At 46.7% G+C, this 21,133-nt stretch carries 14 protein-coding genes and 1 riboswitch; of the genes, 8 read left to right on the plus strand and 6 right to left on the minus strand.

The genetic code is table 11. The features are described 5' to 3' along the window. Positions 1-4 precede the first annotated feature (4 nt). Positions 5-2,371, minus strand: coding sequence for a nitrite reductase large subunit NirB (gene nirB, locus LDO05_RS10445; RefSeq protein WP_251375342.1), 2,367 nt, complete (start codon positions 2,369-2,371; stop codon positions 5-7). Between the two features lie 310 nt (positions 2,372-2,681). Continuing rightward, on the minus strand, positions 2,682-3,524 hold the full coding sequence (ypfJ, locus tag LDO05_RS10450) for a KPN_02809 family neutral zinc metallopeptidase (RefSeq protein WP_251375343.1): 843 nt from the start codon (positions 3,522-3,524) through the stop codon (positions 2,682-2,684). 278 nt (positions 3,525-3,802) lie between these two features. Further along, positions 3,803-3,935, plus strand: a riboswitch (cyclic di-AMP (ydaO/yuaA leader). A gap of 6 nt (positions 3,936-3,941) precedes the next feature. Here ypfJ and LDO05_RS10455 point away from each other — a divergent pair. Beyond that, positions 3,942-4,616 (plus strand): CAP domain-containing protein, encoded by a 675-nt coding sequence (locus tag LDO05_RS10455; RefSeq protein WP_251375344.1) that lies wholly within the window; start codon positions 3,942-3,944, stop codon positions 4,614-4,616. Between the two features lie 157 nt (positions 4,617-4,773). Here LDO05_RS10455 and aspA read toward each other — a convergent pair whose 3' ends face one another. Next, complete coding sequence (aspA, locus tag LDO05_RS10460) at positions 4,774-6,210, minus strand: aspartate ammonia-lyase (RefSeq protein ID WP_251375345.1); 1,437 nt, start codon at positions 6,208-6,210, stop codon at positions 4,774-4,776. Between the two features lie 224 nt (positions 6,211-6,434). Between aspA and LDO05_RS10465 the strand changes: the two genes are divergently transcribed. Together LDO05_RS10465 and LDO05_RS10470 are read left to right on the plus strand one after the other, a co-directional pair. Continuing rightward, positions 6,435-7,070: a GGDEF domain-containing protein gene (locus tag LDO05_RS10465; RefSeq protein ID WP_251375346.1), complete on the plus strand. Its 636-nt coding sequence runs from the start codon at positions 6,435-6,437 to the stop codon at positions 7,068-7,070. Between the two features lie 85 nt (positions 7,071-7,155). Continuing rightward, positions 7,156-9,174 (plus strand): S-layer homology domain-containing protein, encoded by a 2,019-nt coding sequence (locus LDO05_RS10470; protein ID WP_251375347.1) that lies wholly within the window; start codon positions 7,156-7,158, stop codon positions 9,172-9,174. A 68-nt stretch (positions 9,175-9,242) separates the two neighbouring features. Here the strand turns inward: LDO05_RS10470 and LDO05_RS10475 are convergent, their stop codons facing one another. Next, positions 9,243-11,840: a glycosyl hydrolase gene (locus LDO05_RS10475; RefSeq protein ID WP_251375348.1), complete on the minus strand. Its 2,598-nt coding sequence runs from the start codon at positions 11,838-11,840 to the stop codon at positions 9,243-9,245. Positions 11,841-12,382: 542 nt separating this feature from the next. Here LDO05_RS10475 and LDO05_RS10480 point away from each other — a divergent pair. From LDO05_RS10480 to LDO05_RS10500, 5 genes are all read left to right on the plus strand, one after another. Continuing rightward, positions 12,383-13,687 (plus strand): ABC transporter substrate-binding protein, encoded by a 1,305-nt coding sequence (locus LDO05_RS10480; protein ID WP_251375349.1) that lies wholly within the window; start codon positions 12,383-12,385, stop codon positions 13,685-13,687. 88 nt (positions 13,688-13,775) lie between these two features. Next, the gene (locus tag LDO05_RS10485; protein ID WP_251375350.1) at positions 13,776-14,669 is read left to right on the plus strand and encodes a carbohydrate ABC transporter permease; all 894 of its coding nucleotides are present in this window, start codon (positions 13,776-13,778) and stop codon (positions 14,667-14,669) included. A 2-nt stretch (positions 14,670-14,671) separates the two neighbouring features. Next, complete coding sequence (locus tag LDO05_RS10490; protein ID WP_251375351.1) at positions 14,672-15,505, plus strand: carbohydrate ABC transporter permease; 834 nt, start codon at positions 14,672-14,674, stop codon at positions 15,503-15,505. Between the two features lie 33 nt (positions 15,506-15,538). After that, positions 15,539-17,356 carry a cache domain-containing sensor histidine kinase gene (locus LDO05_RS10495; RefSeq protein WP_251375352.1) on the plus strand — a complete coding sequence of 606 codons (1,818 nt, stop codon included), beginning with the start codon at positions 15,539-15,541 and terminating at the stop codon, positions 17,354-17,356. Between the two features lie 11 nt (positions 17,357-17,367). Next, positions 17,368-18,870 carry a response regulator gene (locus tag LDO05_RS10500; protein WP_251375353.1) on the plus strand — a complete coding sequence of 501 codons (1,503 nt, stop codon included), beginning with the start codon at positions 17,368-17,370 and terminating at the stop codon, positions 18,868-18,870. A gap of 95 nt (positions 18,871-18,965) precedes the next feature. On the opposite strand, the gene LDO05_RS10505 is transcribed toward LDO05_RS10500, so the two are convergent. Both LDO05_RS10505 and LDO05_RS10510 read right to left on the minus strand, forming a co-directional pair. Then, a complete protein-coding gene (locus LDO05_RS10505; RefSeq protein ID WP_251375354.1) occupies positions 18,966-19,652 on the minus strand; it encodes a response regulator transcription factor in 687 nt (228 codons plus the stop codon). Continuing rightward, the gene (locus LDO05_RS10510) at positions 19,649-21,127 is read right to left on the minus strand and encodes a sensor histidine kinase (RefSeq protein ID WP_251375355.1); all 1,479 of its coding nucleotides are present in this window, start codon (positions 21,125-21,127) and stop codon (positions 19,649-19,651) included. The genes LDO05_RS10505 and LDO05_RS10510 overlap by 4 nt, the downstream gene beginning before the upstream one ends. Between the last annotated feature and the right edge of the window lie 6 nt (positions 21,128-21,133).

Genomic DNA, 21,133 nt, shown 5'->3' on the forward strand with positions numbered 1-21,133 from the left:
ACGTTTATTTTTCATGAATCACAAGGGTATACGGATCAGCATGCTCAGTAACAGGCTGCTTGCTCCAGCGCCCCGCGAGATCATCTCTGACCTGCTCATCGAACAGCTCTTCACGCAGCTTAATGATCCCGCCCATACGCTGAAGCCATTTCCAGCTTGGTTCCATGTACCATGCCGACTCCTGGTACCACTGCAAGAAGGCTGTCGCAAGCTTCACCGCCTCTTCCTCGCCGGCTTCCACAGACAAGAGCTGCCCTTGAACAAGCGGCGGCTGGCTGCTTCCTCCCACGTACACCTCCCATCCGGCTGGCGCCGCGGCGAAGCCCAAATCCTTGGTTAGAGTCCCAGCTGAATGCCGGGGGCTTCCAGAGACTGCGATGTAGAGCGGGCTCGGCATCTGCCTGTTCCCGAAGCTCATTTCAAGCTTGACTGCCAAGCTGACCGGATCATGGAAGGCATCTATTTGCCAGCCTGGATCTGTACAAGTCGTAATTGGGGGCAGGGGATAACCGTATTGATATTCCATTACCTCTACTCCAAGATGGTGGATGAGTGAATCGATATTGGATTCCAAAATCCCAGGCAGTTCTATTCCTCCATTCGTTAGCCGAAGATACGGAATTTCGTAGTTCCTCACCATTTCGTTAAGTAGCATCAGCCCCTTATCACTCAGACTTCCACCTGGAATTCGAGGAACCACTGTATAAGTTCCATCACTCCTTCTTAGAGCCCCGGACCTCTTTAGCGGATGCTCCGTATTGAACAGATAGGAATTCTGTGAGCCTAGATAATAATGAAGAGCAGGCCGACAAATCAGGCAGCCCATAGGTTGAGTCCAACCCAGCGAGGTCATGAGTTGGTACTCGTCCTCGTAACGATGACAAGAAACTGCCTCCTTAACCATGTCATGAGAGTAGGTTGTGCATCCGCAAATAGCTTCTACGTTCTGAGCCCCCGTCTCCATGTTCGTAAGGGTATATTTCAAAAGTGCAGCTACCCGTGGGGTACATCCACCGCAGGTTCCAGCCGCCCTGGTACAGTCCCGGATTTGCTCAACTGTCTCCAGTCCTTCCTCACGTATAGCGTTCATAATTCTCGACTTACTGACCCCGTTACAAGAGCAGACGGTCTCATGATCTGACATTTCAGCAATCTGCAGATTGCTCTGGGACGAGACTTCTCCGTGGCTGTCCGCCTTGTATAATGCAGATACGTCCGCGTTGCGACGAATAAGCTCAAGCAGGCTCGTTCCCTCCCGTACATCTCCAAATAACACTGCTCCTGCTATGTTACCTGTAGGAGAGATTACAATCTTCTTATAAGTTCCTCTCTGACCGTCATAGGAAATGATGGACTGTTCGGCATTTTCTTCATGAATTTGTCCTGCCGAGAACACCTTAGCACCCGCAACCTTTAGCTGAGAGAATAATATGGAGCCTTGGTAAGGAGCTGTCTGTATGCCGCACACGGTGCGGGCGAGCACCTTCCCTTGTTCATAAAGTGGAGCTACCAGTCCATAAGAAATGCCGCGATGCTCGGCGCATTCACCAACTGCGTAGATATTCGGGATACTGGTCTCCATGAAATCGTTCACGATAATACCGCGATTCACCAAAATGTTGCTTCTTGAAGCCAATTCCACATTTGGCTGGATACCGACCGCCATGATCACCAGATCAGCTGAAATATGCGATCCATCGGAGAAGCGCAGCCCCGAAGCCCTCCTTCGTCCCGTAACTCGGGTAGTATTCTTATCCAGAAGGAAGCTCATCCCCTGTACCTCAAGCTTCTCTTGAAGCATCCGGGCCGCAGTCCTGTCCAACTGGCGGTTCATCAGAAAGGGGGAATTGTGGACGACCTCAACCCTCATGCCTTGATTAAGTAGTCCCCGTGCTGCCTCAAGACCTAATAATCCTCCACCGATCACTGCTGCTTTGCGATATGTCCGGGCTGATTCGATAATCTGAAGGCAATCTGTGATATTACGGAAGGCCATTACGCCAGGCATGTCGGCACCCGGTAGAGGAAGCATGAAGGGCAGGGAGCCTGTAGCTAGAATCAGCACATCATACCTGCGAATTCTCCCGGAATCTGACAGTACGGTCATCTTCTCAGGATCTATACAAGTGATCTTCTCTCCGGCATACAGCTGAATTCCGTGTTTGGCATACCAATCCCAATCATGGAGAATAATCTCCTGGATCCCTGAATCTCCTTGGAGCACTTTAGATAGCAGAATGCGGTTATAATTGGGATAGGGTTCGCTTCCGAACACTGTAATTTCAAATTCATTCGGTGCAAGCTTCAAGATTTCTTCAATGCACCTCACTCCCGCCATTCCATTGCCTATCATCACAAGTCTTTTTGTCATCTACACTCACTCCAATGTAAGTAAACCTAACTAAATTCTGAATTTACTTTAATGTTAGTTTCTATAACATAGATGATAAATTTCCATTTATAAATACTAATTTTTAACAAATATAGCCTTAGTAACAATGTATAGTCAACATTTATGTTAGGTAATATGACATTTGTTATTTGTATTAATCCTATTTTTAATTTTTATCAGCAAATAGTTAACTATAGTTGTTATAGTTATGTCATAAATCTTATGTATAAAGCAAACAGGCTCTTCCGGCACAATGCCGAAAGAGCCATACGATAACAATATGCCTGTTCTACAGATTCTTGGCAGAGAAAGTATCCCCGCCTTCTATACGACCAGTCTCGAAGCCTTTGTAGAACCATCTTTTCCTCTGCTCGGAGGTCCCATGGGTGAAGCTCTCTGGCACTACATAACCTCTTGCCTGCTTCTGCAATGTGTCATCCCCCACTGCACTGGCTGCAGTCAAAGCTTCATCCAGATCGCCTTCCTCCAGCACACCCATCCCTTGAGCACGGTTGGCCCATACACCAGCCAAATAATCTGCCTGAAGCTCGAACCGTACAAGATACTTGTTGAATTCAGCTTCACTCAGCTTCTGCCTAAGGGGCATGACTTTGTCACTTGTTCCAAGCAGAGTCTGCACATGGTGTCCAACCTCATGGGCGATCACATAAGCCATAGCGAAATCACCTGGCGCATTGAACTTCTGCTTAAGCTCGTCATAGAAGCTCAGATCAATATACAGCTTCTGGTCTCCAGGACAATAGAACGGGCCTACCGATGATCCTGCTGTCCCGCAAGCCGACTGCACACTGTTCGTATACAGCACCAGAGTCGGGTTCTGATATCTAAGCCCTTCCTCCCTGAACACTTCTGTCCATACATCCTCAGTATCAGCAAGCACGACCGAGACGAAATCCTTCATCTCCTGTTCTTGCTGTGTAGGGGTATATGCAGAATTAGAATCTGTTCCTGACCCCGTCATATTGCTCAAGAGGTCACCGCCATTCCCGCCAAGCAAAGTGACGAGCAGCATAATAATAATCCCGCCGATTCCCCCGCCTACAAGGGTCTTGCCTCCCATCCCCCTACGGTCTTCGACGTTGGAGCTTCCTCTTCTACCTTTCCACTGCATACGGCAACCTCCCTTATCGCATCCGCCTAGCGCATTTAAGATGTTATAAGTGTTTATACCCGGGAATGGCTGCTGTTCACACTCCATTTACTGGAATCTGCATAAGATTCTCCATCATTGCTGCTTGAATGGTGCCTTATTCGTCGTCACGCGTTAGCTGCTTAGGTTAGTTGTTGATTGTCATGGAAAGTTTTGACCCATGAACTGTCGGGACAGGCGTGCTACAATTTGTAGCGAGCTTGGATCCTCAATCATAGCTACTGCAAATTCTGGGATCCAAGCAAATAAGGCCGAAGCTTAATTTACAAGCACGGGGGACCCATACACTGGGGTGAAGCCATTCCATGGCAGGGTGATTACTCTTTGACCCTAATCCGTCAGCTAACCTCGCAGGCTGTTAAAAGGAGAAATGTACAAATGAAATTACAGAAAAATCTAGTTACAGGCGCACTCGCGCTTAGCCTATTCGCAGTCACCGGTGCGGCATCAGCATCTGCAGCCGCAGATACCACCACAGAGAATTACAACAAGGTCTGGTCTTACAGCACGAACCAAAGCTTTTCATGGAGTCATGTACTGCAGCAGCTCAGAACTATGAATAACCAAGCATCCGCTGCGACTAAAGCTCAAGGCACTACCGGGAACCAGGCATCGCAGAAGACCAAGAGTAACACCCATACTACGCAGAACAACACGAACACTGCCAAGACTGGCACATCCGAATCCGCCTATGCAGATCAAGTGGTAGCTCTCGTTAATCAGGAACGTGCCAAAGCGGGTGTAAAGCCGCTGGCTGCTGATAAAGCACTGACTGTTATGGCGCTTGACAAAGCCAAAGATATGTATAACAACGGCTACTTTGACCATAATTCACCTACCTACGGATCCCCTTTTGATATGATGAAATCGTATGGTATTCGTTACACTTATGCAGGCGAGAACATTGCCAAGGGCCAGAAGAACCCCGCCGAGGTTATGAAAGCATGGATGAACAGCCCTGGACACAAGCAGAATATTCTAAGTCCTAACTTCACCAAGATCGGCGCTGCCTATTATAATGGCGAATGGGTACAAGAATTTATTGCGGACTAATCAAGCTAATTCAATCTTATTACAGCAAGAGACTAACCCGGCTTAGCGGATTAGTCTCTTGTTCTATATTATGAATTTGGAATGATAACTAGGGTCTCCTACAAAAAGATACATGCTTAGCCTGCCTTAATAAGCATATATGTATGACTTAAGTAAGTTACACTTTCTTCTCATCTCTATAGAATACTTGGGCACCGGCAATGCCGGGATGGGTCATCTCATAAGGATCCAGAATCTGATCAAGTTCCTCTTCAGTAAGCACATTATATTTGAGACACAATGCCCTCACAGACTCTCCAGTGAGAATCGCTTCTCTAGCTATTCGGGATACGACCTCATAACCAAGATGTGGGTTCACGGCAGTAATTATGCCTACACTTCTCTCCACATCGGCCTTCGTCTTCTCCGTATTCGCTTCAATCCCTGATAAGCAGAAGTCCGTGAATACCCGGAATGAATTATTCATCATACTGATGGATTGGATAAGATTGAAGACTAATACAGGCTCCATTACGTTAAGCTCAAGCTGCCCAGCTGATGAAGCCAGGCAGATCGTGTGGTCATTGCCGATCACCTGGAACGCGACCTGATTGATCACCTCGGCCATCACCGGATTGACCTTGCCCGGCATAATGGAGGATCCCGGCTGTCTCGCAGGGAGGAAGATTTCGTTAAATCCAACACGGGGGCCTGATGCCATAAGTCTCAGATCATTAGCGATCTTCGACATATTCATCATACATACCTTCAAAGCCGCCGATACTTCGGTATAAGCGTCTGTATTTTGAGTAGCATCAACAAGATGAATAGCTGTTACAAGCGGAAATCCGCTGATCTGTGTCAAATATTCAACTACGAGCTCAATATATTTCGGGTCCGCATTAAGCCCTGTCCCTACGGCTGTAGCGCCCATGTTAACTTCATACAGATGCTGTCTCGAGCTCTCTATCCGAAGAATATCCCTCCCCAGAACCCGATGATAAGCCTCAAATTCTTGTCCAAGGCGGATGGGCACCGCATCCTGCAGGTGCGTTCTCCCCATCTTGATCACATGGTCGAACTCTTTGGACTTGGCAACGAACACCTGATGCATATCCCTCATGGTGACCAGAAGCTGTTCCATCAGAGATAATACGGCGATATGTATAGCTGTTGGGAACGCGTCATTGGTCGATTGAGCCATGTTAACATGAGAATTTGGACTGAGATAGTCATAAGCACCCTTGTTCTTCCCGAGTAGCTCCAAAGCCCGGTTCGCGATAACCTCATTCGTGTTCATGTTAAGAGATGTCCCGGCTCCTCCTTGAATGGGATCCACGATGAACTGGTCATGCCATCGCCCATCTATGATCTCTTCGGCGGCCTGCACAATGACTTTGCCGTGACCGGCGTACAGTCTGCCAATCTGCATATTGGCCAAGGCTGCCGCTTTCTTCACCATTGCCATGGATTTAATTAACTCCTTGTGTACCGTATAACCGGTAATTGGGAAGTTCTCGACCGCACGAAGCGTCTGAATCCCATAGTAAGCATTTGCCTCAACTTCTTTGGTACCCAGAAAGTCACTCTCCACACGATACAATGGCTCTGTCACACTGCATTCCTCCCGATATCAAAATTCGATTGCCCGGTTAGACTGGGTCTATACGACTCTTATAACATACTTCAAGCTAGAAAGGAACCGCCCTACGGCTGCAACCAGGCAGATTTATTATTATTATTTCTTATCTATACTGGTTCCACTAGCCTGTAGAATACAGTACAATAGTTCTAAGACAAAAGACTTAATTTTGCATGCTTATAAGGGAGTAATCCATCATGAAATATTATGGCAGAATTTATACGGTACTCATTGTAGTTGGATTTCAAATTATTGATTTCCTGAATAGATACTTCAATCATCTTGGCTTCAATTTCGTTGATTCGCTTTCTTACACACTCACGCTCACCGCCGGGTTTCTGGTAGGACGCAAATATGACCAAGCCGTCTTCTATTCTCAAAGGGACGAGCTAACCACCTTGTACAATCGCCGTTTCCTGAGCAAATTCTTCAGTAAGCTATCACCGACTGAGCGAACCAAGTATTTCGTCCTGGTTATTGATTGTGATAACTTCAAGGTCATTAATGATACTTATGGGCACCACATGGGGGACTTGGTTCTTCAAAGAGCTGGTGCCATTCTTATATCATCCACCCGCAAAAAGGATATTGTGGCCCGCTGGGGAGGAGACGAGTTTGTGATAATCGGACATTACGAAGGCAAGGATGCAATGAGGAACTTCATGCAGCGCCTGAACGAGCAGTTTCATGACATCTCCTCCACCTTTGGATTTCCGGTATCCATCTCCCTAGGGTACTCCTTGTACTCTCATGAAAATGAAGAGCTTCAAGAACTGCTTCGGCTGGCTGACCGAAATATGTACGTATCCAAGGAAGGTAAGAAAAGCGGCTGATGGAGAACAAATTCTATTCATTTCTTCATCAATCTTCTATAATATTTGGGAAATCAATGAAATAACACACAGAAAGGTGGATTTAATGAAAAAGATTGTGCATTCAGCAGCCGCTGCACTTCTACTGACATTATCTCTTCACACTGCACAAGTCTCAGCCAAGACATCAGCAGACTTCTCGGATCTTAAAGATCTGGATGCCGCAACCAAGGCGAAATTTGATGCCATGATCAGCAGCGGTATATTTGAGGGAGTTCAGGAAGGCAGATTTGATCTGAAAGACCAGATGAACCGAGCTCAATTCGCTAAAGTGGCCGCGCTTATTCTGAAACTCGAGGTTAATTCCGGACTCAAGACATCCAGCTTCACAGACGTGAAGGCTGATGATCCGGCAAATGGATATGCGCTTCCCTTTATTGAGGCACTCAAACAAAGCGGCATTACCCAAGGCGATGGGAATCCAAATCTCTTCAATCCTGCTGGCGATGTAACCAAAGAGGAACTGGCCGCCTTCCTGGTTAGGTCGCTCAAGCTCCCTGTTACCGGGAAGAATCGAACCGATGAGTTCAGCGGGGTCAGCGATTGGGCTAAGGGGTATGTGGCAGCGGCACTTCAATACAAGATTATGGATGCACCACAGAATGTCCCCGACTGGCAGTCTGGCGCGAGCCGCAAGGATCTTGTGCTAGGCAGTTATGAGACCAAGACGCAGTTAGATCCTTTGAAGCTGGTGAGCGCCTCAGCTACGGATCAGCATGAGCTTAGCCTCTTGTTCAGTGCTTCCCTTAAGGAATCTCAAGTGGATTTGTCCAAGATTTTTGTAAGCGGTAAGCCGCTGGACAAGACAAAAGCACACTTCAAGCTGTCTCAGGACGGGAAGACGTTAACGATTATTTTCGATGAGCTTCTTAGCCCCGAAGTATTGAATCAGCCTATAGTGTCTATCCAAGGATTCGAATCCATTGCCGGGAAGCCATTGACGACTGATCATCCTGTTCCGATTCAACAAGCAAATCTTCTGCCTTCCACTCCTTCCCCAACTCCACCAAGCAATGGCGGCGGATACAACCCACCTGCTGATACTACAGCTCCACAGCTGATTACCGTCACGCGGCAAGGAAGCGGGAACTCCATACAACTGATCTTCTCTGAAGCATTGAATGAGGCCTCGGCAAGCAATAGCAGTTCCTATGAGCTGGAAGTCAAAGGCGATACGTCATCCACATTCACGAATCTGCCGGATGGTTCTAATATTCAAGTATCCGCGGACAAGAAACAGGTGACGATTACCTTTCCTGAAACTTTTACAATCAACGATTCGACATATACGGTACCAAGCTACTTCACTGGCAATGTAGGTGTTCAGGTATCGGGAGTCCTTGACTTAGCCGGTAATAGATTGACTAAGATTAACAAACCAGTGGTAGTAGTGAATCCTGGATTGACCAGTCCAATCAGCTTCGTGAAGCCGGCTAAGACCAACGACAATGTTAACAAGACCCAACCTGTAATTGGCCAGGAGAATGCGAATGAGCCCCTACTTCATAATTATAGATATGTGATAGGAGAATCCGCTGTCCCTGTAGTTATCGGTCTTCCTTATAACTCTGAAATCAATGGAGACGTATGGGAAGGCTCCAACCTGCTTGATTCGGGAACGCCTATATTGATCGAAGACAACAGAAGAACCATCACCGTAATCGATTATTATAATGATGAACACAACGAACAGGTTCAGCCTATTGTCTACGGATATCAGAGCTTTGAGATAACGGAGAACCAAGTGTTACGGGAAGACCTCCTCTCTAAGCCAATTTCATTTACCGAGAAGTTCCCCGCTGTATGGACTGCCGCATTCTCATCACTTGAACAAGGGCACTCCTACTATTATCAAGTCGGTAACAGTCCAGTTCCTGTTGATGTGAAGTACAAAGAACTCGCTTACTCCTGGGCTCACTCTTACGAACTGACCTTAGATTCAACAATTCAAGCTGCATCGGGCCAGTATATCACTGTTATTGAGGTTGTTCCTGTGTCTGAAGTATCTAAAGAAATTATTGCCCATCAATCCTTCAGGCTTACCTCTACCGCTCCTGTTAACTAGCAACAGCAACAACCACCAGACGCTTGGTCTGGTGGTTGTCTTCGTATTTCAATATATATCCAATCTGTCTATTTGGATGAGATAGCTTCAATTCCGTCTAAATAAATGGTGCTCTTGAACGGATTATCCTTGGTGTATGATTCGCCGGCAGGTGCATTCACATATATAGAGAACGCTTGGACTTTGGCTGCATGTACAGCATCCAGTTTTTTGCCGGCATTGTTAGTATCCCAGGAGGCTACCACGAAATCCTGGAAAGGAATCTCAACCCAGCGTGGTGTTGTATCTGCCAGGGAAGGATAATATTCAAAAGAGACATCGTTGGCCTTGACCTGAATGACGAGCTTCTTATTTTTGCCATCAGGCTCTAACCAGAATTTCAGCTGGTCTTTGGAAGACCAGTCGCGGCTTCCAAGATTGCGGGTTACCCCCGTGTAGCCTTGTCCTGCCAAGGTATAATCAAGCTTCAGACCATAGTCACCCGCTGCCTTGTGATCCGCGGCAAGCGAGATCGTGTTGGCATCCCCATTAGGGCTATACGCCGCGCGAAGCAGATCGTCGCTTCCCTTGTAGCCTTCATAGTTATCCACCAGATAAGGATCGTTAGATTCTCCGGTGTAAGCATTGCTTAGACGGATGTTATCTACATAGACAGGTCCAGAATAATCCAGACCACTGCCAATGAATGCTAGCGAAAGCCCGGTTGCAGCTTGTACCAGCTTCTCATCGGTAAGATCAATTAGAGCTGTATACTTGCCATAGACTGTTCCATTCGCTGTGACAGTCTCCAGCTCGCGCAGCTTGGCTGTAGCCTTAGTCTCGAACTTAGTGCTGCTTGGAGGCAGTTCGGCCGCCCCGTGTACGTGGGCATCCGGGTTCTTCGAACCGGCAGACACGGGAATCCAGGCATCGAAGGAGACCCGGTTCACATTCCCAAGATCAGCAGCTGTAATGCGGGGAAGTCCGATCTTCAGTTCCTGCCAGGAATCAGTCCCTATCATGTTCTTCACATCGATCCGCAGCTTCCCGTCATCTCCAAGCTTGGCATAAGAGAATTGGGATTCCATCGCTTCCGGCCATGTTCCATTGTTCTGTACCTCTTCAATTCCTTTGTCAAAAGTTATAGTCTTAAGCGTAATCTCCGGAATACCCACATATACGGTAATCGTCTGCTTAAGCACAGTCTTGTTTTTCCCGTAAGATTTCACGGTAATCTCCGTGCCTTTCCCATTTAACTCTGGAGAAGGACGCCATTCGGCCTGGTACATACCGTTCTTGGCAAGAGACATTGGATGTTCAACCGATGAATCTCCGATCGAGTAGACAACCTTCGATACTTTCTCATTCAGCACCCTGGCCCGGATGGTGGTCGTATTTGTTTTTACGGTCTCTTGTCCGGTTGGAGAGACGATGTGCATGAATGGATTCTCTTTTACAGTCGTGACTTTGTTCGTATATACATTCTTCAGATCACGGCTGAAGTAGGTATAAGGATCTTTGTAGAAATTCACGAAGTCCGGAAGGAGCTCATGATTCCCGTACTTCGGAGAATTCCGGTAAGGCAAGAAGATGGAATCATAGTTGAAATTGGCCCAAGTCAGCATATATGCCATACGACTCGCGTCAGGATCAGACTTCATAGCACGAATCAGCTTGGTGTAGAAGTTCTTGTCCGCAGTTCCAGTCGGCTTCACGTTCGAGTATCCAAACTCCGTGAATGCAGCAATCTTCCCTTTGGCATCCGCCAGCTTCGAGATGAGCTTCGCATCATCGACAACCGTATCGAACCAGCCTTGGTTACTGCCGTCATAATACGTATCGAATCCCAGAATATCCACATAATCATCTCCAGGATAGGTCTTCAGATAGGTAGCATCCAGGTTGTTAAATGGACTTCCCGGGGAGAAAGCGTACAGGAAGTTATGTACTCCCTTGATATCACGTAAGTATTCAACCGTGTAACGATAGATTTCAATGTACTGTTCCTTGGTGGCATAAGGTGCTCCCCACCAGAACCAGCCGCCATTCTGTTCATGGAAAGGTCTGAAGATAACCGGAATGTTGTTGCCTTTCGCATCCTTCAGATGGTGTGCGAAATCCGCGATCTTGTCCAGAAAAGCATTATAATCGGCGTGTTTGTCGCCGCCAGGCAGAATATGGCTTACTACATTTCCACTCGTATCATAGAAATCTTTGCCTGTCACAAAGTTAGGCATGTGTGCGCTGAGACTCAATACGCCCCCTAGCTCATAGGCTTGTCTCATGCTCTTCACGAGATTATCGCGGTTCTGCGCAGGTGTGTTGGAGGTTGAGCCTGGCTTCTCGAACCCTTCCAGACTCAAGGTATCCCATCCGAACATGGCGGGATAATCACCCACCGCACTCTTGGAGTCGGATGCAGGACCTGTTCCTGTCGCTGCTGACAATACCTCATCGGTCGCATGCTGATGGCCAAAGAGAGTATGCTGTCCCCTAATACTTTGCAGGTATACAAACAGGGATCGGGTACTCGCTGTAGCTTGTGAATCCGCAAGATTAATTTTCTTGAGGGAACTGGTGGAATTCCCCGACTGCTTCGTCTTGCTTGCGGCAAGCGCCGGCGACATGACGGACATCATCAGAACAACCGTAAGCAGTGTAATCCATGCCTTCTGAAATTTCTTCATAACTACCTCCTTATTCATCTAGAAGTTAAATGAGAATCTCGTTAGCCTTAAATCCACTTCCTCTCTCACCCTGCCCTCCTTTATTCAGATAGTACTAAATAGAAAACTCGCTCCATTGTAAATGTAAGCGGTTTAATATGGATTTTAACAAGCCCATTTTGAGAAATACAGGGACTGTGTTTGTTTTTATATAACTATCTTATGTAGATTCGAAGATTCAGGTTAACTGCCACGGATAGGGCTGGACACACCTGCAAAATTCCATCCATAGATATCCTTTCAAAGACACTGAATTAACAGCTCTGCATTCCAACTGATCCGTTGTCTTGGGTCGGCCTCTCCCTCTCCACTGTATGCCATTTATTGTACTGATTTGTGATTCATTGTATTAGGATATAATTGAGTACAGGGGGCTCGTCCCTCTTCTCTTAAACAAGATAATTCAGAACAACAAATCGCATTTGAGCACCTTTAAATCAGTTTCAAGTCAGCTATATAATAAAAATGTAAACGCTAACATACAACGAAAAGGGGCGAATGATTTGAAGAAAAAGTTATTCTCATCCGGTATATCAATGGTAATGGCTATGTCCTTGTTGCTGACGGGCTGCGGTTCAGATAGCTCAGGCGGCAATACCGCCACCAAGACTGATCCAGGCACTTCAACGGCGACTAAAAATGAAGGCGCTGACATTAGCGGCAAGATCACATTCCTGACCAACCGGACCGATATGATCGGGAAGGAATACGATGACTATCTCAAACGCTTCAATGAAAAATATCCAAATATCGAAGTCGAGCTCGAACCATCCCAGACCGACTATAACCAGCAAGCTAAAGTAAGAATGGCGAGCCAAGAGCTGCCTGACGTTATGTTCATTCCAACCATTCCGAATTCCGATCTTCCTAAGTACTTTGCTCCACTGGATGATATGGGCCTGAATGAGAAGATCACTTTTAAAGACTTCAAATCATTTGATGGTAAAGTATACGGTCTCACAACAGGTAACTCTACTTCAGGTATCGTATACAACAAGAAGGCTTTTGCTGATGCAGGCATCACTGAAGTACCTAAAACTTGGGATGAATTCCTGGCAGCGTGTGAGAAGCTGAAGCAGAAAGGCATCGTTCCACTCGCTTCGAACTTCAAGGACAAATGGCCGCTCAACAACTGGGTATATGATCTGCCGCGTCTGATTGAGAACAACCCAAGCTTCCCGAACGACAAGTTGAACACGGATACGCCATTTACTATGGATAATGGTTATGGTAAAGCTATGGGTCTGCTCCGCGAGCTTAACGAGAAAGGCTTCCTAGAGAAAGATATCAACTCCACGAACTGGGAGCAGTCCAAGAAAGATGTCGCTTCAGGTAAATTCGGAATGTATTTCCTTGGGAACTGGGTAATCAATCAGGTTATTGGTGCCGGTACCACCTCGGATAATGTTGGATTCTTCCCACTGCCTTATGATAACTCAGGCACTCCTTCTGCAGCGGTAAGCCCAGACTTCTTCTATGCTGTTGCCAAGGATAGTGAGAATGTAGATGCTGCTAAGGCATTTGTGAAATGGATGATTGAGGACTCCGGTTATGAGGATTTCGCTGGATTCATGCCTCCGCTTAAGGACAAAGAGTCCAAGCTTGCACAACTGAAAGAGTTCCAAGCTGGTGGCGTTAAGCTTCAAGAAGGAACGGTTGATGATCCGGTAGTCACAGATATCAGCAACAAAGCCCAGCTTGACCTGCCTGCAGTTGCACAAGAGTTCGTACTTGCTTCAGATCCTCAAAAAGTTCTGGATAAATGGAATGCAGCATGGGCTAAGGCCAGAAAAGAAATCAAGAAATAATCTAGTCTCAAATATGAAAATGGATTATCTCCTTCGGATAATCCATTTTCCTTTAAAACCTGAAGAAACGAGAAAGAAGGTCTGATCGATGTTTGGAACTATGTCTTATAACAAACAAAAAACCATCATTATCGTGTCGTTCCTGACCATCCCTCTGCTTCTGCTGGGCTTATTCACTTACTATCCAGCAATCAAGCTCGTCTACTACAGCTTCACGAACTGGGACGGATACAGTCCAGAGAAACCATGGGTAGGCTTGGCCAACTACCGGGAGGTATTCAGCAATCCGGATATCTTCAAGGTATTTCAGCATAACTTTGCTTATTTCGTCATGGGTGTCGTGCAGAACATTATCGCGATCTATTTCGCTGTTATTCTGAGCAACCGCCTTCGGGGAAGAAATTTCTTCCGCATCCTCTTGTTCCTTCCTTATATCATGAATGGTGTTGCGGTAGCCTTCATGTTCGGTTATGTGTTTGATACAACAAATGGCTCCCTCAACCTTCTGCTGGGTACGCTTGGACTGTCCGGTCTTGCGGATACTAGCTGGCTCGGTACAGAAGGCCTGGTGAACTACTCCCTCGCTTCCACGGGGTTATGGCGCTTTATGGGATATAATATGGTGATCTACATCGCTTCACTGCAGGCCATTCCGAGGGATATATTTGAAGCGGCAAAAATTGACGGCGCAGGCTCTATGCAGACTTTATGGCGCATCACACTCCCTAATATGAAGCCAGTTATTCAATTGAACCTGTTCCTTACCGTTACCGGAGCACTTGAAGTGTTCGATCTTCCATTCGTACTGACCAAGGGTGGTCCTGCCGGTGCCAGTCAGACTTATGTACAACGGGTGGTTGAGACGGCCTTTGCCTTTAACAACTACGGCCTGGCTTCAGCCATGAGTATTATCCTGCTGTTCTTCGTTGTCTTTGTCCTCTTGATCCAGCAGCTTGTACTTAGCAGAGGAGGTAACAAATAGCTATGAGACAATCCAAATTCCGTGTAATAGATATCATCAAATACGTATCTCTGCTCATAGGTGTATTCGTGGTCTTATTCCCTCCTTATGTGGTGATCGTGAATGCCTTCAAGTCTACGGAAGAATTTAACGGCAGCAGTTCGATGGCAATGCCTCAGAGCTTTTTCAACTTCGACAACTTCATGATCGTGTTCAAACGGGGTCATTTACTTAGCGGATTCAGTAACATTCTCATCATTATTGTAGTTGCGTTGGCCCTGAATATACTATTCGGTACGATGGTCGCGTACGTTCTCGGGCGATTCAGCTTCAAGTTGAAGCCGGTTATCTTTGGCGCCTATCTAGTAGCAACCATTATCCCAAGCATTACAACTCAAGTTGCTACATTCGGGATTATCAAGAGCATGGGGTTGTACAATACGCTTGGAGCGCCTATCATTCTATATATAGGTGCCGATGTCATACAGATTATCCTGTATCTGCAGTTCATCCGGAACATTCCTGTGGATCTGGATGAAAGCGCTATGGTAGAAGGTGCCTCTCTGTTTAAAATCTACCGTTCAATCATCTTCCCTTTGCTAACGCCTGCGACCGCTACCCTGGTCATTCTGAAGACGATCAGTATCTACAACGACATGTACATTCCTTATCTATACATGCCAAAACAAAGTCTTGGCGTAGTGACTACCGTGCTCATGCGTTTCCAGGGTGTCAATACGGCCGACTGGAATTTAATATGCGCCGCGATCCTGGTCATTCTGCTGCCTACTGTAATTCTGTACTTCTTCCTGCAGCGGTATATCTTTGAAGGCGTTACCAGTGGTGCGGTGAAATAACAGGCATATAGGGATGGAAAGGAAGGCTGCGAAGTGAAGTTCTCTAAGTTACGTGCTGCCCTGCACCGAGGATGGCTGTTCCTGGCCAACCTTTCCATGCAAAAAAAGCTGATCGTCATTTTTATCTTTCTGATATCCCTGCCGATCACTTATGTCAGCTATCTGTCTGCCCGATCCACATTTGAATCCGTACTTCAAAATGCAACGAACAATGCCGCCCAGATGACAACCAACGTCTCTGATACCATCGACGGATATGTTGCCGATCTTAAGCGGTATACCGTTCTTCCCTTGTATAACAAGGATGTTCAATATTATCTGGAGGAAAAAGGAACGAATTGGGACAAGAATGTCAGTATCTATATGTTCCTCAGTTACCTTAGCCATACCAAGGAAGAGATTACTGCTGTCTATCTCGTCGATAAATACGGAGCGGTATTCTATGACAAGGATACGACGATCACAGAGCTCTATCCCCATGAACAGATTGGACAATGGAACCAATTGATTCGGAATAACGGATCTTCCACTATACTTACAGGCAAGCACACGATCCGAACTAATCCAAGCGCTTCCAAAGATGTATTCACAGTTCTGCGCACAGTCAAGTCCGCCAGCACACTTAAGGATATCGGAATGATCGCATTCGATACGGATACGCGGATGCTCAAGAATATACTGGAGCCGGTGAACCAGGTAACACGTGGCAGTTCAATTATTGTTGATGATAAAGGATCCATCCTGTACGCCAGTGAGAACAGTAGCTTTGTTCCCTCAGAGCAGTTAGGGAGCCTAATGAAGCAGATCAAGTCATCTAAAGGCTCTTTCCAGTCGGAGATTGGCGATCATAACTATTTGACGGTATATACCATCTCTCCAGTGACCGGCTGGACTACCATTGTTAACATTCCGCTGACTCATATTCTGTCATCCTTTGAACAGAACCGGTCGGCATTAATTGTTACCACTCTGATTATTATAGGTTTCGCTTTATTCGTGGCTACAATAATCTCATACGCGCTTACTAAGCCTCTCAAATCGATGGTACGCTTGATGAAGCAAGTTCAGCGGGGGAACCTTGAGGTGTCCCTTAATCCTAAATATAATGACGAGATTGGACTGCTCGGCAGTCAATTCAATCGAATGATCACCCGGATAAAAGATCTGCTGGAAGAGGTCTCTCTTACCGAGAAGCGCAAGCAAAAAGCAGATATGCGGGCGCTTCAAAGCCAGATCAATCCTCATTTCATATATAACACACTGGAGTCCATCAGAATGCTTGCAGAGAGCAACGATGACCCCCGCGTCGCGGAGCTAACCTACTTGCTTGGTCTGCAAATGAGATATAGTATTATTCGAAGCGAAGCGACGGTAACGATCGCGGAGGAGCTTGAACATGTGCGGAATTACTTTCAGCTGCTGCAGATTCGTTTTCCGGGCAAATTTGATCTGGTGATTGATGTCCCTGACATCTTCCTTGACCTCCCCGTACTTAAGCTGGTATTCCAGCCTATTGTTGAGAATGCGGTATTTCATGGCCTGGAGAAAAAGGTAGGCCCTGGCCTTCTCACAATTTCAGCCCGGAATGTGGACGATACCGCCATCTTCTCGGTAGCTGATAACGGGGTTGGGATGGATTCCGAGACTCTTCTCGCTCTCAATCAGAGTCTTCGGACTCCGAATACAGGAGAAAGATTCGGCATCGGCCTTCGCAATGTGAATGAACGTATCTGTCTCCATTACGGATATACGTATGGTCTGCAGGTAGATAGTTCTCCGGGAGCAGGCACGGTGGTTACGCTTCGAATTAAAGGATTGTCCAAGACAGCACAGATGAACGATATAGGTTAGGGGGAATCACTTTGCTGCGTATTGTGATTGTAGATGATGAGGTCTTAATTCGCGAAGGGCTTGCGCGTATGATTCAAAAAGAAAACATCGAATTCCAAATTACCGCCAGCCGCTCGGATGGGCAGCAGGTGCTTGATGAACTGGATCCCAATGAAATTGATGTCGTTATCACTGACATTCGAATGCCCCAAATTGGCGGTCTTGAATTAATCCGGGAGCTCAAAGAAAGTCATCCCCGGGTCCGTACCATTCTGATGAGCGGCTTCACAGATTTCAATTACGCAAGAGAAGCAATCAAATATTCTGCTGTAGAATATTTGCTTAAGCCCATCAACAAGGACCAGCTGTTCGAGCTTCTATACCGGCTCAATGATGAGAAAATCTCGGCACAGCTCAAAGAAGACCGACATCGCCGGGGTATGCTGTTATCTATCCTGCTCAGTAGATCCTCATCCCCTCAGCTCCTGCCCGAGCTTGTCATGCCGAGGCCTTTCTTCACCCTTATTGCCATCAAGCTGAGCAGAAGCAGCGACCTGCAAATCCAGCAGAATAATCAATCGATTGTTGTAGATCAATTGGAGCTTCAGGAGCGTATGCAGGTACTCATTTGTTATTCAGACAAGGAACTCACGGATCACGAGCTTAGAGTCTTCTGCAGCTCTATCATCTCTTATGTGTCGTCCAGACCTACTCTTCACATGGGAATAAGCCGTTCTTACCCTGATCTGTCGAGTCTGTACCCGGCCTACCAGGAAGCCAAGAAGGCTTGCGACAGGGGAATGTATAGTGATTCCTACTTATATATCGCCAACATTCAGGACCAGGAAGCTCCCCAATCCGGCACGCTAGAAAGGTTAGCCAGCAGCAGAGCTGAACTGATTCACGAGCTGCAGATTCTTAATCTTGAGAACGTGATGAAATGGATCAAGAACGGACTTCTCTCCTTGAGGTCCGAGCATGCGCCTCCGGAAGCCTATCTCAATTATGCTCAAATGATCCGGGAGACTTCAGCCAATGAACTGCAGGAGTTCGACTTGATCTACCGTTCATATACAGAGCTTGAGCAGTACCTCCTTGAATGTATGAGTTATACCGAACTTGAGCACCAGTTCATGAATGCGTTCCTCTCTATGTTCACGGAGATACGAACGAAGCGGATGGGGATGGGGGCCAACGCTGTAGAGACTGTTAAGCAGTGGATATCCGCCAACTATAGTCAGCAGGCAGACCTCCATGAGCTAGCTCAAATGGTGTTCCTGACACCCAGCTATTTAAGCAAGCTATTCAAGCAAGAGACAGGGATGACCCTGACTGATTATATGATTGAGGTCCGCATTAAGCGGGCGAAGCATCTTCTGAGGACGGAACCGGGGATGAAGATTCACAGCATTGGCGCAGAGGTTGGATATGCGGACCCTGCTTACTTCAACAAGCTGTTCAAGCGTATTGTAGGTGTAACTCCCAATACGTACAAGCAAATATCCAGACAATCCTCCGGCTTGATCTCCCCTTGAATCCAACAAGGGAGCTTCTGATCGGAGAGGATTACAGATATAATGAGGACGTGGATGCTTAGTCATCCACGTTCTTTTTTGTGCTGAATCATAAGTCAGTTCCGGAATCGGTAGCCTGCCCCCCAGATGGTCTCAATATACTCCGTTCTAGCTGATCCCGTCTCAAGCTTCTCTCTCAGCTTGCGGATATGAACAGTCACCGTTTGGGCATCGCCCAAGGAATCGAAGCCCCAGACACTGTCGAACAGATGATTCTTGCTGAAGACCCGGTTCGGGTTCTGGGCAAGAAAATGCAGCAGATCGAACTCCTTGGTCGTCAGTGTCACCTCATGCTCCTGCAGAAATATTCTCCGCGAATCTGCATCGATTCTGAGATCACGGATACGAATCTCGTTCGGCACAGCCTTTTTTCCAATTAACCGCTCATATCTGGCCAGATGGGCCTTGACCCGGGCGACCAGCTCTCCCGGCTTGAAAGGTTTAGTAATATAATCATCTGCGCCAAAGCCAAGTCCTTTTATCACATCAATATCTTCTTTCTTGGCAGTCACCATGAGGATCGGCACGTTCAGCTTGGCGCGAATCTGCTTACAGACCTCGAATCCATTCAATCCTGGCAGCATCAGATCCAGCAGGATTAGATCATACTGTCCGCTAAGCCCAAGCTCGAGCCCCTTCTTCCCGTCTGACGCGATATCTACCCGATATCCATTGACTTCCAGATAATCTCGCTCGAGCTCCGCTATAAGCTGTTCATCTTCTACAATCAGAACACTCTTCATGCTTGATCCCCCTCTTCATTTCGAATTAGCGGGAGTGTGATTTTGATACTGGTTCCTACGCCCTTCACACTTTCTGCCTGGATGCTTCCATAATGACCTTCAATCATCTGTCTAGCTATAGCCAGACCAAGACCGCTGCCTCCCGTATCGCTGTTCCGCGAAGCATCCTCTCTGTAGAATCGTTCAAACACGTAAGGAAGCGCTTCGGCATCGATTCCCTGGCCATTATCTGTGATCAAGAGGTTCAGGTAACCTCTAGACTCATAAGCTCTAAGCTGAATCTCCTTCTCGGACTTGTTCATATATTTCAAGCAGTTGCTGATAATATTCGAGAATACACGCCGGATCTTATCACGGTCAATCGAGATCTCCGTCTGTTCTGTGACTTGCAGATCACAAGCAAACTGGACCCCCTGTTTATTAAGCTCGAACCGTAATTCTTCTGACCAGTCCATCAAGAACGAGTGCAGATTGATCTTCTCGAAATGAAAAGGAAGACGATTAAGATCCAGCTTCGAGTACAGGAACAACTCATCGATCAAGTGGTCCATCTCTTCTGCCTTAAGCGAGATTATATTCATATATTTTTGAACTTTATCCGGTGTATCCGCGATTCCGTCTCCAATTCCCGCTATATACCCACGAATCGCTGTAAGCGGTGTTCTCAGGTCATGCGAAATATTCGAGACCAGCTCTTTGCGGTTCTCTTCATATTGATGCTGGGTCTCAATGGACTCCTTAAGCCGTACACGCATTTGTTCAAATGCCTGACTTAGCTCCCCGATCTCATCCTTGTTCGTAATTTGAAGGTCAAAGTCCAGATCGCCAGACTTGATTCGCTTGGTGGCATCCTTTAATTTGCGCAGAGGTCTGATAATGCTCCTGGATACGAAATAAGTAAGCAGCGTGTGCGTGAGAATCAGTATAAATATCAGGCTGAGGAAAAGAATGAACGCGAACTTTTGCACAAAATGGACTACAGAATTCACGTTAGTAATTATAAATACGGTCCCCGGATGACGATCATCGTAGATAAAATTGTATTGTGTCAATTCAAGCGACTCTGTGCCCAGCTTAAGCGCCTCATTCTTTCTGCCAGTGCTCTTGTCTTCATATTTAGCCAGCAGGGAAAGTAGATTATTGTTATTCAATGCGGGTGACACATATACGAACTGGTCCTGCTTACGTACAATCAGATTGGAATTGCTGAGCTCGAGTTCATCTTCTATCTCTTCGAGATATTCAGTATCAGTCAACGTGGATGGGCTGATCTTCGCCGTCCTTCCGAGCTCCCTGACCAAGCGCTCAAGGTTGTGATCCTCATAATAATCCTGTGAGAAACCATATTTCTCATGCAGAGCCTGAAGATCACCTTTGAATACAAATGTCAGCAATATGGCCGTGATCACCATCATAATCAACGGGACCACCAGCATGGCTGCGTAAGACAAGATTAGTTTTAACCGGATGGACATCCACAT

Source organism: Paenibacillus sp. YPG26, assembly GCF_023704175.1.
Classification (GTDB): domain Bacteria; phylum Bacillota; class Bacilli; order Paenibacillales; family Paenibacillaceae; genus Fontibacillus.

What these genes read in the sequence shown, in the direction of transcription:
- LDO05_RS10510 (WP_251375355.1), bottom strand. Translation starts at nt 21,127, where the DNA reads ATGTCCATCCGGTTAAAACTAATCTTGTCTTACGCAGCCATGCTGGTG.
- LDO05_RS10485 (WP_251375350.1), top strand. Translation starts at nt 13,776, where the DNA reads ATGTTTGGAACTATGTCTTATAACAAACAAAAAACCATCATTATCGTG.
- LDO05_RS10505 (WP_251375354.1), bottom strand. Translation starts at nt 19,652, where the DNA reads ATGAAGAGTGTTCTGATTGTAGAAGATGAACAGCTTATAGCGGAGCTC.
- nirB (WP_251375342.1), bottom strand. Translation starts at nt 2,371, where the DNA reads ATGACAAAAAGACTTGTGATGATAGGCAATGGAATGGCGGGAGTGAGG.
- LDO05_RS10470 (WP_251375347.1), top strand. Translation starts at nt 7,156, where the DNA reads ATGAAAAAGATTGTGCATTCAGCAGCCGCTGCACTTCTACTGACATTA.
- LDO05_RS10475 (WP_251375348.1), bottom strand. Translation starts at nt 11,840, where the DNA reads ATGAAGAAATTTCAGAAGGCATGGATTACACTGCTTACGGTTGTTCTG.
- LDO05_RS10490 (WP_251375351.1), top strand. Translation starts at nt 14,672, where the DNA reads ATGAGACAATCCAAATTCCGTGTAATAGATATCATCAAATACGTATCT.
- ypfJ (WP_251375343.1), bottom strand. Translation starts at nt 3,524, where the DNA reads ATGCAGTGGAAAGGTAGAAGAGGAAGCTCCAACGTCGAAGACCGTAGG.
- LDO05_RS10455 (WP_251375344.1), top strand. Translation starts at nt 3,942, where the DNA reads ATGAAATTACAGAAAAATCTAGTTACAGGCGCACTCGCGCTTAGCCTA.
- LDO05_RS10465 (WP_251375346.1), top strand. Translation starts at nt 6,435, where the DNA reads ATGAAATATTATGGCAGAATTTATACGGTACTCATTGTAGTTGGATTT.